We start from the raw sequence: 12,116 nt of genomic DNA on the forward strand, positions 1-12,116 counted from the left end.
TAAATTATATTTTCACTTACAAGCATTGTTAATTGATTCTTGATCTGGCTTAAATACGACTTTTTCAGCAAGCCCTATCTAGAGCATCAAAAGCAATGCCAAAATCAACTACTAAATTCCAATTCGACCTATAATCAAGCTCAAAATCAACATCTGGGGTTAAGTTACCGCCATTAGTAGATCCTGGATTCAAATTCAGGTCTAGATTGAATGGCACTAAGAAAACCTGAAACCTTTGTCTGAGGATGGGGAGGTGTATAGGGTGTGGGAGGATGGGGAAGAAATTTGGCTCCCCACACTCCTCCCTGCCCCCTGCCAAAAGTGCCAGATCCTAGCCGACCTCCATCACTGACGATTAAACGTTTTGTAGTAACTGTTAAGTCGCCAGCAGCCCCAGAACCAGCACTTTGAGTAAACAAGTTAGTGGGAATCACCCCAATCCCTGAAGTACGAGTACTGACTTCTGCTCCATCTCGAACAATTAATTTACGAGTATTAATCGTTTAGATTATTTGAGTATCTAATAGAACTGCACCTTTAAACGATAGGCAAGAGGATATTCGCTAATTATGCAGTTTTCTGCAATTAGGCGATCGCAGAGTTAATCGGTTACGGGAAAATGAGAACTTAGAACAGGCTGCCCGTTGCCCGTGCTGTGCTGAAGCATTTAGGGGAGTTGAAGCGACCGTATTTAACTGAGTTTCGCCGATGTGGAGGATATAAAGGAATACTGAGCCGTATAAATTTGAAACCAGAAATATCAACAGCTGTATTTGCAGCAACTCCACCTCAGCTTCTTAAACCAATTGTTACCTCTAAGGGGGTACATTTTATTAATGTTGAGGAAATTATTATACCCCAATTAAATAAAACTTTACATTTAAAGATTATTTCTCATCTATTTTCCGAATGGCTGAACCAGCAATTTGAGAAAACTAAAATTGAAGTCGAGGATATCTGCTGAATTTAACTGGTGACTCAATTGGTGATGGGTTTGTAATGAGTTTGTATCAATATACAAATTCTGTTCTGAACTTCTCCCTTTCACCTACACCCCCACCAGCCAATCGCACACCACAGACTTACACCCGCTCCCAAAGTTAACCCAAACCTGCCACTGCCCCAGATATGAGTTCCAGTAAGGCTCACCATCAGCAACACCAATAGCCTCGCCTTCCTTGGAGACTAACTGTTGCCAACGCTGTATAGTCCAAGGCACATTTTCAGCTTTAGCCCCTCCCATTCTCCACTCCCCAATTCCAAATTAACTAACTGAAACTTCCACTGGTAGTTTTAATACGCTGGCAACCATAGCAATCAATTTAGTGGGGTCTATTGGCTTAGATAAATGCTGTTGAAACCCTACTGAAAGCGCTTTTAAACGGTCTTCCTCTCGCGTGTAGGCTGTTAAAGCGATCGCTGGCATACATCCACCTTTTTCTGGTTCTAAAGAGCGCAGTTTCCGAATTAGTGTATAACCATCCTGTTCCGACATACCGATGTCGCTAATCAGGATATCTACTTTTGCTTGCTCAAGTACTGCTAATGCTTCATCAACTGATGCTACCGCAGTGGCGATCGCGCCATACTCCTCAAACATAAAACTGAGAAAGTTACGGGTATCTGCTTCGTCATCTACAACTAAAACTTTTAATCCAGCAAGCGGTGTTGATGCCACAGAGGAAGAAATTCCTTCTGCGGCTTCTCTATTTTCCCTATTCCCTCTATTGTCTTGTAGCAGTGGTAGTCTCACCGTAAAGGTTGCTCCCTGTCCACTACCTGGACTTTGGGCAAATATTGTACCTTTATGTAGTTCTACTAAATGGCGGACGATTGCTAACCCTAATCCTAGTCCATTGTGCGATCGCGTTGTGGTGCTGTCTGCTTGCCGGAAACGCTCAAATACTTTCGGTAAGAACTCAGAACTGATGCCTATACCCGTATCGATAACTTGAATTTGGGCATATTTTTGAGTTGTTTGTTGTTCTTCACCACAGACTATTGACAGATTCACTTCAACTCTGCCGCCCTTGGGGGTAAACTTAATGGCATTAGTTAGGAGATTCCATACTATTTGCTGTAACCGCGCTGGATCGCCATAAACTGAACCGACTGAAGTATCTAAGACAGTATTTAATTGAATCTCTTTTGGCTCTGCTAGGGGACGCACTGCTTCTAAGGCTGCCTCCATCACTGAGATAAGATTCACCGCAGACACATTTAACCGCAACTGTCCACGGATAATCCGAGATACATCTAAGATATCTTCAATTAGTTGCATCTGAGACATAGCATTGCGTTCAATGGCCTCTAGGGCGCGAGAAGTGGCTTTCTCGTCAAGTTTCTTAGAGCGGAGAATTTTTGACCAACCCAGCATCGAGGTGAGGGGTGTACGAAGTTCGTGGGAGAGAACGGCAAGAAACTCATCCTTCATCCGATTTGCTGCTTCTGCTTCTTGTCTTGCGGTCTGTTCTCTAATTACTTGAGCGCGAACTTCTTCTGCTTGCTTGCGTTCAGTAATATCTTCGAGAGTGCCTACATATCCTAGCAATTCCCCTTGACCAGAAAGCATTGGTGATGAGCGAACTTGAACGCAACGAATGATGCCATGAGCAGTTTGAAAGCGAAACTCTTCAGAGTAGTCACGACCCTCATAAATATAGGCAGACCAACTAGCAACTGCTCGTTCTTTATCTTCTGGATGAACAGATTCTAGCCAGCTTTTTTCTAAACTCTCTGCCGCTTTCAAACCACAAATTATTTGATAGCGAGGATTAGTATATCTACATCCCCCTTCAGTATCAATTTCAAAAATACCAACGGGTGAACAGGTACTTAGCGATCGCAATCGTTCTTCACTTTGCCTAAGTTCGGCATTCATGGCTACCAGTTGTGCAGCTTGTTGCTTGACAGCTTCTGTTTTCTTAAATAGTTCTACGAATACTGTGACTTTAGAAGTCAAAATATTGGGGTCTAATGGTTTGAGTAAATAATCAACTGCACCCAAGGCATAGCCTTTAAATAGCATTTGGTCGCTGGTACTAAAGGCGGTAAGAAAGATAATTGGAGTGTGACGCGATCGCCCCCGATTGCGAATCAAGGTTGCAGTTTCAAAGCCATCCATCCCAGGCATTTGCACATCTAGCAAAATCACTGCGAAGTCTTGATGTAGCAGACACCTCAAAGCTTCTTCCCCAGAAGTAGCTCTCACCAAATTCTCTCCCAGTTTTTCCAGGATTGCTTCTAGTGCTAGCAAATTTTCTAGTTTATCATCCACTAGGAGGATGTTTACTTTGGGTTCCATCTGCATGGGTTTATTTCCGTGATGAGTGACAGAGCTTGACCATTTGGGAAGCTATGTTTGAGAGTGTCAAAATCCAGTCTACAGCAACAGCAGAAATTGCTGCTTGTGGCATAATATCGCTCTCAGCTGTAGTAGGTTCCTGTACAATAGTTATTCCTCCCCGCGCTTTTATTTTCTTAAGACCTTGCATACCATCTTGATTTGCTCCTGTCAATATTACACCAATAACTTGCTGGGTGTAGACATCGGCTGCTGACTCAAACAACACATCAATAGATGGTCTGGCATAAGAAACTGGCTCATCAGTGGAAAGAGCAAAGTGACCTGGTTCAACCAATAAGTGATAATCTGCTGGAGCTAGATAGATATGCCCTGGCAAAATTTCGTCTTTGTCTTCCACTTCGCGAATCGTCAGTGAAGTAGATTCTTGCAATAATTCCTGGAGTGTGCCGTTAGATTCCTTGTGACGGTGTTGCACGATCGCGATCGGTACTATGAAGTCTGCTGGTAACTTCCCCAAAATAATTTTTAATGCTGATAATCCGCCTAAAGAAGTACCAATCACCACAATTTTAAACGACACTTGTTTCGTCCTCACACTTGTAGAATGCGGGTTTCAATCTTAGTGTGACTTTATGGCTCATAAAATCCTTTCAGCTTTCTCCCGTACCACCACAGATACTAACTTACCTTGATTCGGATTTATACCAACTAATCAAAATTATATATTTTTGTCATCAACATTACAATTAAAGATTTTATCATTGTGAAATACTTAACAGAAAAATATTAACGTTTAGGGTTTTTAAAATATTTATCAATGCCAGAATCGCTACATTATAAAAATACTTTTTTGCTAAACAACGAACTTTTAAAATTTTAATTATTATTGCTTTGACAATTCATAAAAATTTACCTAAGCTAAAGGATAGGTTAAGCAAATCAACAAACAGCAGCAATTTAGTTTAGCTCCATCAAGAATTGCTGTTGCAGACTATTGGCATGAGGAAATTAATCACAATCAAAATTATTCCCTGTCGGCAAGCTCACTAGATTTAGCTGCAAAAAGCTAAGACATGATTAAGCGTATTGCACCGCGCACATATTGAACATATTCCGGTCAATTATCGATGGATACTTGTGGTGATATTAGTAAGTATCTATCAATCATGGAAGTTTGACCACATTGCAGTAGATATGTTCAGGAGAAGACAATGCTTGAGTATTTTACATCATTGAACGACCACAATTTGCCTTATCCAGATACGATTCATCCCATCGTTGTCCACTTTGTAATTGCGATGGTGTTGTTTTCCTTTTTCTGTGACGTAGTTGGCTATTTTACTGGTAAATCCAGTCTTTTTGAGGTGAGTTGGTGGAACATGTTAGTTGCCACGATCGCCATCTTCGTCGCGATCCTTTTTGGTCAGTTTGAAGCGGGTTTAGCACAGCCTTATAGCCTAGCTAAATCGGTACTAAATTTGCATACGCTGATTGGTTGGTCGCTTTCGGGAATCATCACAGCGATTACAGCTTGGCGCTATGTAATTCGTTCCCGCAATCCGCAAAAAATACCAATTTATTATTTGGGAGCCGGACTAGTTTTAACTTTGATAGTTGGGTTGCAAGTATATCTCGGAGATGAACTTGTTTGGGTGTATGGATTGCATACAGTGCCAGTTGTGGAAGCAGTAAAGGATGGTCTGTTGCGATGAACTCAGAATTAATTGATCAATTGAGCGGCTCTTTAGGCGCAAACGGATTACCTTACACAATTCCCATTCATCCCAACTTAGTCCATCTGACAATAGGTTTGTTCATTATTGGAATGACCTTTGATATTGTCGGTGTTCTGTTCCCCTTTGAAAAATGGGTCTTCAAATTTTTAGCAATTACTGTGGAACGTCAGAACTTATTTGATGTTGGCTGGTACAACATGCTAGCTGCCAGCATCATCACATTTTTCACAGTGGCAGCAGGTTTTTATGAAATGCTGTTGGCAACACCACCAGCTGATATGAAAAGTGCCTGGGGATTGCAGGCAATGGAAACTATGCTTTGGCATGGTGTGGGTGGTGTATTCTTATTAGCGCTGATTGTTGTCTTGACCATCTGGAGAGCATGGCAGCGCTTCGTTTGGGCCAAACAAGAATATAAACAGACAGATAGAGAAGTGCAATGGATCTATCTGTTGGCAGGCATAGCAATCATGTTCATTCTGTACGTCCACGGGACACTAGGGGCGCAAATGGCTGCCGAGTTTGGCGTACACAATACAGCAGATAATTTGCTGCGATCGCAGCAAGACCTCAACACAACTCTCAAATAGTCATTTGTCAATTGTCCTTTGTTTGAAGTTACTAATGACCAATGACTAATGATCAATGACTAATGACCAATACTTCGGCTTCGCTCAGTACAAGTGACCAATGACCAATGACTAATGACCATGAAAATCCAGAAGATTTTAAATATTTTGACGCTGCTTACAGGCGCGATCGCAGTGACTATTACGAGTCTCTGGATCGGAAAGCAGTCTTACTCCTGGCTTCCTCCCCAAGCAGCAGCCGAGTCCCTACTAATTGATGATTTGATTAGCTTCTTAGTAACCCTCGGTTCGTTCATCTTCTTGGGAGTCACAAGTACTTTAATGTATTCTGTGATCTTCCATCGGGCAGTCAAAAATGACTTCACTGATGGCCCCCCAATTGAAGGTAATATCACCTTAGAAGTTGTCTGGACAGCAATTCCCATTCTGTTAGTGTTGTGGATTGCGGGTTACAGCTACCAAGTTTACGAACAAATGGGGATTCAAGGCCCATCGGAAATAGTTCACCTGCATAATCCATTGGGAATGGAATCGGCTTATGCAGAACCAAAAGATGCACCAGCTAACGCTTTAACTGAACCCGTCGAGAAAATTGACGTACTAGCTAAACAGTGGGCGTGGGTGTTTCACTATCCCGAAAGAGATATTACCAGTACCGAATTGCATTTACCTAGCGATCGCCGGATACGTTTAGCGCTGAAATCACAAGACGTTCTCCACGGCTTTTATATACCTGCATTTCGCCTCAAGCAGGATATTATTCCCAACCATGCGATCGACTTTGAATTTACTCCCATCCGTCCCGGCAAATACCGATTGACCGATTCTCAATATAGCGGTACATACTTTGCGACGATGCAGGCGAATGTGGTTGTCGAATCTCCTGAAGATTATCAGCAATGGCTAGCACAAGCTGCAACCCAAAAGCCATCTGTAGCAAAAAATCAGGCAGCTTCTGAATATGCTCAAACATCCAATCAATCAGTCCAAACTGGTTGGGTTACAGTTCCACCTGCTGCACCTCCTCTAGTCAATTCACCTGGTTGAAAGGAAAGTAACCATGACTAATGTTCCTATTGAAGGTATTCTTCTTCCTGATGAGAAGCATAACCACGAATCTACAACTAGCTGGAAAGAATACTTCAGCTTTAGTACCGATCACAAGGTAATTGGTATCCAGTATCTCGTTACCTCCTTCTTCTTCTTTCTCGTCGGCGGTATCTTTGCGATGGTGATGCGGGGAGAATTGATGACACCCGAATCAGATTTAGTTGATCGCACCGTCTACAACGGGATGTTCACCATGCACGGCACTATAATGCTGTTTTTGTGGACATTTCCCTCACTGGTTGGTTTTGCCAACTATTTAGTACCCCTGATGATTGGGGCGCGAGATATGGCATTTCCCCGGCTCAACGCCGTCGCCTTTTGGATGGTGCCAGTAGTCGGAATTATCATGATGGGTAGCTTCTTTGTCCCTGGTGGCCCAGCCCAAGCAGGCTGGTGGGCTTACCCGCCAGTCAGTCTCCAGAATCCCACAGGTAACTTGATTAATGGTCAAGTTCTCTGGCTCTTAGCGGTGGCAATATCCGGCGTATCCTCAATTATGGGGGCAGTGAACTTTGTCACCACAATCGTGAAGATGCGGGCCCCAGGCATGGGTTTCTTCAAAATGCCGTTGTTTGTCTGGGCAGTATTTAGCGCTCAAATTATCCAACTATTTGGACTACCTGCATTGACGGCTGGCGCGGTGATGTTGCTACTCGATCTCACAGCTGGCACTGCCTTTTTCGACCCTGCCAGAGGTGGGAATCCAGTTATGTTCCAGCATTACTTCTGGTTCTACTCTCACCCCGCCGTTTACGTGATTATTTTGCCCATCTTCGGGATTTTCTCAGAATTATTCCCAGTTTATTCGCGTAAACCCTTATTTGGTTACAAAGTAGTTGCAGTTTCATCGATTTTGATTGCAGTAGTTAGCGGTATCGTTTGGGTACACCACATGTACGTCAGTGGTACTCCGGGCTGGCTGCGGTTGATTTTCATGTTGACGACGATGTTTGTATCTGTCCCCACAGGAATTAAAGTATTTGCTTGGGTAGCAACTATTTGGGGCGGTAAACTGCGGCTAAATACCCCCATGCTTTTTGCCTTGGGCGGATTAATCATGTTTGTCTTCGCCGGCATCACAGGCATCATGCTTTCTTCCGTGCCGGTTGATGTCCACGTTAACAACACCTATTTTGTAGTGGGACATTTCCACTACGTCCTTTACGGCACGGTGACGATGGGCTTATTTGCTGCCATCTATCACTGGTTCCCCAAAATGACCGGGCGGATGTACTCCGAAAGCTGGGGTAAAATCCACTTCTGGTTAGCGTTCATCGGTACTAACCTCAACTTTTTACCTATGCACCCCTTGGGATTGCAAGGAATGTTACGCCGAGTTGCTTCCTACGCTCCAGAGTATCAATTCTGGAATATCATCGCTAGTTTGGGCGGATTTCTCTTAGGAATGTCCACCTTACCCTTCATTTTCAACATGGTGATTTCTTGGATGCAAGGCGAGAAAGCACCTAATAATCCTTGGCGGGCAATCGGATTGGAGTGGATGGTTTCTTCACCCCCCCCAGTAGAAAACTTTGAAGAAATCCCCATCATCATCTCCGAACCCTACGGCTACGGTAAATCAGAACCCTTAACATCCAACCTCCCAGAATAAACACAAACTATCGGGAAGACGCAAAAACCCTCCGCGTCCCTCTGCGCTTCCCTCCGCGTTCCTTTGCGTTTCAAACTCCCCTCAAAAACCAAAATGGACAGTTATATCGATTCCCACGAATTGCACCACGCAGCCGCAGAACATACCCACGACGAAGAAGGCAACAAGATGTTTGGCTTCATTGTCTTCCTACTGTCTGAAAGCGTCATTTTCTTGAGTTTTTTCGCCGGATATGCCATCTACAAAACAACAACCCCTAACTGGCTACCAGCAGGTGTTTCCGGGCTAGAAGTAAAAGAACCGACAATCAACACAATAATTCTTGTCGCCAGTAGTTTTGTGATTTACTTAGCAGAACGCGCCCTGCAACGCCATGACTTAGTAAAATTTCGCCTGTATCTCTTGACAACAATGGCGATGGGTACTTACTTTTTGGTTGGGCAAGCGATTGAATGGAACGGCCTCGATTTTGGCTTCACCACAGGAGTATTTGGTGGGACATTTTACCTGCTAACAGGTTTCCACGGTTTGCACGTTTTCACCGGCATTCTGTTGCAGTCGATTATTTTGGTACGTTCTTTCATTCCTGGCAATTACGACACAGGCCACTTTGGCGTGAATGCAACTTCGTTGTTTTGGCACTTCGTCGATGTTATCTGGATTATTTTGTTTATCCTCATCTACGTTTGGCAGTAAATAAGAATGAGGGAGAAATTTCTCCCTCTGCTTGCTTATATCTACACTAAATAACTCGTATTTGGCACGATCGCAAAAAAGGCATACTCATACCAAGCAGTCCAAATAAAACTGCGAATCCATCGCTGGCGCTTTTCGGGACTCAATTCATATTCAAACGCGCCACTAGATACATCAATGGAAGATAGGTGAGAGTTACAACCACAGCCGTGTTGATAAGTAAAACCGTATTTAGAAGCAATACTTTGCACCTTCATCTGAATCGCAAACACTTTACCTGCATGGAGTATGGCATCCCAAGCCCGTTTGTGTTCGATATCGCGCTGATCAAATCTTAAGGCGCGTTCTTCAAAAACATGATCGCGGTAAATTGGTGCTAGATGCACATGATAGAAGCTGGCAGGTAGTTCATAACCAAACTCGTTGAATAAATCTATGCCAATGCGAGCGACTTTTACTTCATCAGCGAACTCGATTCCCTTTGACTCCAGATCGCGAAGAACTTTTTCAAAGTTCGGATAGCTGTCTTTGAGAAAGTCTTGCCCAAAAAACTCTAGGGTTTCCCATGCCAGTTGTCCAAATAGCTGGGAGAATGAGGGTATCAAGTGAGCTAGTTGGGGGCGATCGCTAAATAAGTCAACGTCACCATACTGTAATTTATACAGGAACAACTGTGCCATCTCAACATAGCTTTGGGCATGGGAAAGTCCGACACTCATGTTTCCTCTAGCAATGTCTTGCCATGTAGAAGGTAGTTGAGAAACGTGTACCGCATTTTCTCCAGCAATGACTGCAACAGGAGGACATTCGAGAAGCTGCATCGACAATCTCCTTTAAGACTTTAATGTGTAATTTACCTTAAGCGATCGCTAAGTGTATCTTCTGAACACAATTAAAAATGTTTTACAGACTGTCTTTTGACAGAATTGCAACTTTATTCTACAATTTAAAATCAAAATTTTTTACTTTATATAGTAGTTCAAACTAGTTCAAACAGCCAAATTTTAAGCACCAGCTATTTTTTTATATAGTTTCTCACCTTTGACTATCTCTTCATAGTGCTGTTCATAAGAGGTGAACCTAATAGATTCTTGTTTTCCTAAACCCAAAATTCCAAAAGTGCAGAGGCTATTATAAAATAGTTGGTGTACCCGCTTTTGAAGTGCTTGATTGAAATAGATCAGGACATTACGACAAAGAATAACATTAAATTCATTAAAAGAACTGTCAGTTGCTAAATTATGCTGCGCAAACACAACATTTTCCCTGAGAGATGAGCGAAAAATAGCATTGTCATAAGCTGCGGTATAATATTCTGAAAACGACTTCTTGCCGCCTGCTTTCAGGTAAAGATGAGTATATTCCTGCATCAGTTTTAGAGAAAAAATACCACTTCTAGCATTTTGTAATACCTTTTCATTAGTATCAGTTGCATATATCCGGCAACGGTGATAAAGTCCTTCTTCTTGTAGTAGAATTGCCATTGAGTAGACTTCTTCACCCGTAGAACATCCAGCGTGCCAGATGCGAATAAACGGATAGGTTTGCAAGAAGGGGACAACTTGATTTCTGAAGGTGTTATAAAAGCTGGGATCGCGAAACATTGATGTTACATTCACCGTCAGAGCAAGCAAAAATCGCTCTAAATAAGCACGGTTGTGGAGTAAACGCTCTTGCAAAGCAGAAATATTAGCTAGCCCCTCTACTTGCATAAAGCTCTGAATGCGGCGCTTGAGTGAGGAAAGAGCATAATCGCGGAAGTCATAGCCGTAATATTGATATACCCCTTCCAAGAGAAGATGGATTTCGATATCCTCCAAGGTAGGTTTGGGCAAAGTCATAGTACGAATTAGCATATATGCTGAACCAGCTATTTAAATATGCTGGCAATACAAAGGGTTAGGGTGCTTGGAGTTAATCAAACAACTGTTTTCCAAAACGCCTTATGGAGCAAAATTTATTCACATTCTAGGCTGCTAGAGTTTTTATAACTCAAGTGCATCTTACGCCTAAAATAGCTTGCTGGATCTATTAAATTTGATAACGGTGCTAATTATGGGTTTCAGTTTAACTTAATTACTGTCATTGCTAAAACAGCGATCGCTATTATTGAAATCACAGCTAGCCATCTAACCTGAGAACGCAGATTTTTAATCTCTTGGCTGAGATTTTCTGTCGGTGGTAAGGGATATGGCTGAAGTTCTGCAACTTCAACAGCTACTTGTTGAGGTATGTTTTGGGTAATTCTAAAAGTTACCTGGGTGTGTAGCCAATTAGTAATCAGTTGCGGGCAGTTTTTCTTAAACCAATTGAAAGCCAAAGTTCTAAAAACTGGTTTGGACATTCGGGCAATTAATTTCATTACCCTGTTTACAGGCTTCATACGAAGCTTTTGGTTGATCAGATTTACTGAACCAACATCATAGAGACAATCCAGAATTAGTTTGACAGTGGCTTCTTCACTGTTAATTAAGTTTTGCAGCAAAAGGAGAACGTCATGCATCCGCTCTGTTTCAATAACCTTTTCTGCCAATGTTTCTGGAGTGTTTACTGAAGGATTTACGGTTGTATTTAGGGCGTTTTGTCTTACTATCGTCATATTGGTAACATAGCAGCCATAATAAAGTCAGTACACCTATCTACCGAGAGAAAGATTTTTTATCTAGAGAGAGAATGTAAAAGCTAAAAGTTGTTTGTGAGATATATCACTACATCGTCTCTGGAAAAAAGCTATTTGTCTAGTTCCTATGAATCTTTTATCGACTTCTTTTTATAACAAACCGCAGAGACACAGAGAACGCAGAGCAGGAGAGGGGACAAAGAGAGAATCTCAGCCTAAAAATGGAAATATCTATCAAGCTTGCTATGACAAGTCAGATTGCTTCGCTTGATGCTGATTCTGTTGCTAAATGAAGCTTTCCAGAATAGTTTGTATCAAAAATAAGATAATTTTATTAACTTAGCACTTAATTTTATAATTGAAATTATTTCTAAAAATGACAACTCGGCAAAATTCAAAGCCACAATTGAAGGATATATTAATAATGGTGTTTAATTAGTAGGAT

Annotated in this window: 13 protein-coding genes; 5 read left to right on the plus strand and 8 right to left on the minus strand. The window is 42.1% G+C overall.

The annotated features are described in order from the left end of the window. Window positions 1-173 precede the first annotated feature (173 nt). From GNF10_RS30390 to GNF10_RS30410, 5 genes are all read right to left on the minus strand, one after another. On the minus strand, window positions 174-434 hold the full coding sequence (locus GNF10_RS30390) for a hypothetical protein (protein WP_185582173.1): 261 nt from the start codon (window positions 432-434) through the stop codon (window positions 174-176). Window positions 435-563: 129 nt separating this feature from the next. Next, window positions 564-782, minus strand: coding sequence for a hypothetical protein (locus GNF10_RS38065; protein WP_185593043.1), 219 nt, complete (start codon window positions 780-782; stop codon window positions 564-566). A 266-nt stretch (window positions 783-1,048) separates the two neighbouring features. Then, window positions 1,049-1,243 (minus strand): hypothetical protein, encoded by a 195-nt coding sequence (locus GNF10_RS30400; RefSeq protein WP_185581207.1) that lies wholly within the window; start codon window positions 1,241-1,243, stop codon window positions 1,049-1,051. Window positions 1,244-1,264: 21 nt separating this feature from the next. Continuing rightward, entirely contained in the window at window positions 1,265-3,310 is a 2,046-nt protein-coding gene (locus GNF10_RS30405) for a response regulator (RefSeq protein ID WP_185581208.1), read from the minus strand. A 4-nt stretch (window positions 3,311-3,314) separates the two neighbouring features. Continuing rightward, the gene (locus GNF10_RS30410) at window positions 3,315-3,887 is read right to left on the minus strand and encodes a chemotaxis protein CheB (protein ID WP_185581209.1); all 573 of its coding nucleotides are present in this window, start codon (window positions 3,885-3,887) and stop codon (window positions 3,315-3,317) included. A 631-nt stretch (window positions 3,888-4,518) separates the two neighbouring features. Here GNF10_RS30410 and GNF10_RS30415 point away from each other — a divergent pair. The 5 genes from GNF10_RS30415 to GNF10_RS30435 all read left to right on the plus strand — a co-directional run bounded on the left by GNF10_RS30415 (window position 4,519) and on the right by GNF10_RS30435 (window position 9,051). Further along, complete coding sequence (locus GNF10_RS30415; protein WP_185583846.1) at window positions 4,519-5,019, plus strand: DUF2231 domain-containing protein; 501 nt, start codon at window positions 4,519-4,521, stop codon at window positions 5,017-5,019. Next, window positions 5,016-5,633 carry a DUF2231 domain-containing protein gene (locus GNF10_RS30420; RefSeq protein ID WP_185583844.1) on the plus strand — a complete coding sequence of 206 codons (618 nt, stop codon included), beginning with the start codon at window positions 5,016-5,018 and terminating at the stop codon, window positions 5,631-5,633. Before GNF10_RS30415 ends, GNF10_RS30420 begins: the two co-directional genes overlap by 4 nt. Before the next feature lie 120 nt (window positions 5,634-5,753). After that, window positions 5,754-6,680: a cytochrome c oxidase subunit II gene (locus GNF10_RS30425; protein WP_185583850.1), complete on the plus strand. Its 927-nt coding sequence runs from the start codon at window positions 5,754-5,756 to the stop codon at window positions 6,678-6,680. A gap of 13 nt (window positions 6,681-6,693) precedes the next feature. Next, window positions 6,694-8,355, plus strand: coding sequence for a cytochrome c oxidase subunit I (gene ctaD, locus GNF10_RS30430; protein WP_185583842.1), 1,662 nt, complete (start codon window positions 6,694-6,696; stop codon window positions 8,353-8,355). A 93-nt stretch (window positions 8,356-8,448) separates the two neighbouring features. Beyond that, window positions 8,449-9,051, plus strand: coding sequence for a heme-copper oxidase subunit III (locus GNF10_RS30435; protein WP_185583840.1), 603 nt, complete (start codon window positions 8,449-8,451; stop codon window positions 9,049-9,051). A gap of 41 nt (window positions 9,052-9,092) precedes the next feature. Here the strand turns inward: GNF10_RS30435 and GNF10_RS30440 are convergent, their stop codons facing one another. From GNF10_RS30440 to GNF10_RS30450, 3 genes are all read right to left on the minus strand, one after another. Then, window positions 9,093-9,872 carry a hypothetical protein gene (locus GNF10_RS30440; protein ID WP_185583838.1) on the minus strand — a complete coding sequence of 260 codons (780 nt, stop codon included), beginning with the start codon at window positions 9,870-9,872 and terminating at the stop codon, window positions 9,093-9,095. Window positions 9,873-10,055: 183 nt separating this feature from the next. Beyond that, complete coding sequence (locus GNF10_RS30445) at window positions 10,056-10,892, minus strand: protein-glutamate O-methyltransferase CheR (RefSeq protein ID WP_185583848.1); 837 nt, start codon at window positions 10,890-10,892, stop codon at window positions 10,056-10,058. A 221-nt stretch (window positions 10,893-11,113) separates the two neighbouring features. Then, a complete protein-coding gene (locus GNF10_RS30450; RefSeq protein WP_185583836.1) occupies window positions 11,114-11,650 on the minus strand; it encodes a hypothetical protein in 537 nt (178 codons plus the stop codon). Between the last annotated feature and the right edge of the window lie 466 nt (window positions 11,651-12,116).

This window comes from Nostoc sp. UCD121 (assembly GCF_014222285.1).
Taxonomy (GTDB): Bacteria; Cyanobacteriota; Cyanobacteriia; order Cyanobacteriales; family Nostocaceae; genus Nostoc.

Bases quoted from the DNA above. Each gene is read 5' to 3' on its own strand.
- GNF10_RS30420 (WP_185583844.1), top strand. From the start codon at position 5,016: ATGAACTCAGAATTAATTGATCAATTGAGCGGCTCTTTAGGCGCAAAC.
- GNF10_RS30450 (WP_185583836.1), bottom strand. From the start codon at position 11,650: ATGACGATAGTAAGACAAAACGCCCTAAATACAACCGTAAATCCTTCA.
- GNF10_RS30425 (WP_185583850.1), top strand. From the start codon at position 5,754: ATGAAAATCCAGAAGATTTTAAATATTTTGACGCTGCTTACAGGCGCG.
- ctaD (WP_185583842.1), top strand. From the start codon at position 6,694: ATGACTAATGTTCCTATTGAAGGTATTCTTCTTCCTGATGAGAAGCAT.
- GNF10_RS30405 (WP_185581208.1), bottom strand. From the start codon at position 3,310: ATGCAGATGGAACCCAAAGTAAACATCCTCCTAGTGGATGATAAACTA.
- GNF10_RS30415 (WP_185583846.1), top strand. From the start codon at position 4,519: ATGCTTGAGTATTTTACATCATTGAACGACCACAATTTGCCTTATCCA.
- GNF10_RS30435 (WP_185583840.1), top strand. From the start codon at position 8,449: ATGGACAGTTATATCGATTCCCACGAATTGCACCACGCAGCCGCAGAA.
- GNF10_RS30440 (WP_185583838.1), bottom strand. From the start codon at position 9,872: ATGCAGCTTCTCGAATGTCCTCCTGTTGCAGTCATTGCTGGAGAAAAT.
- GNF10_RS30400 (WP_185581207.1), bottom strand. From the start codon at position 1,243: ATGGGAGGGGCTAAAGCTGAAAATGTGCCTTGGACTATACAGCGTTGG.
- GNF10_RS30445 (WP_185583848.1), bottom strand. From the start codon at position 10,892: ATGACTTTGCCCAAACCTACCTTGGAGGATATCGAAATCCATCTTCTC.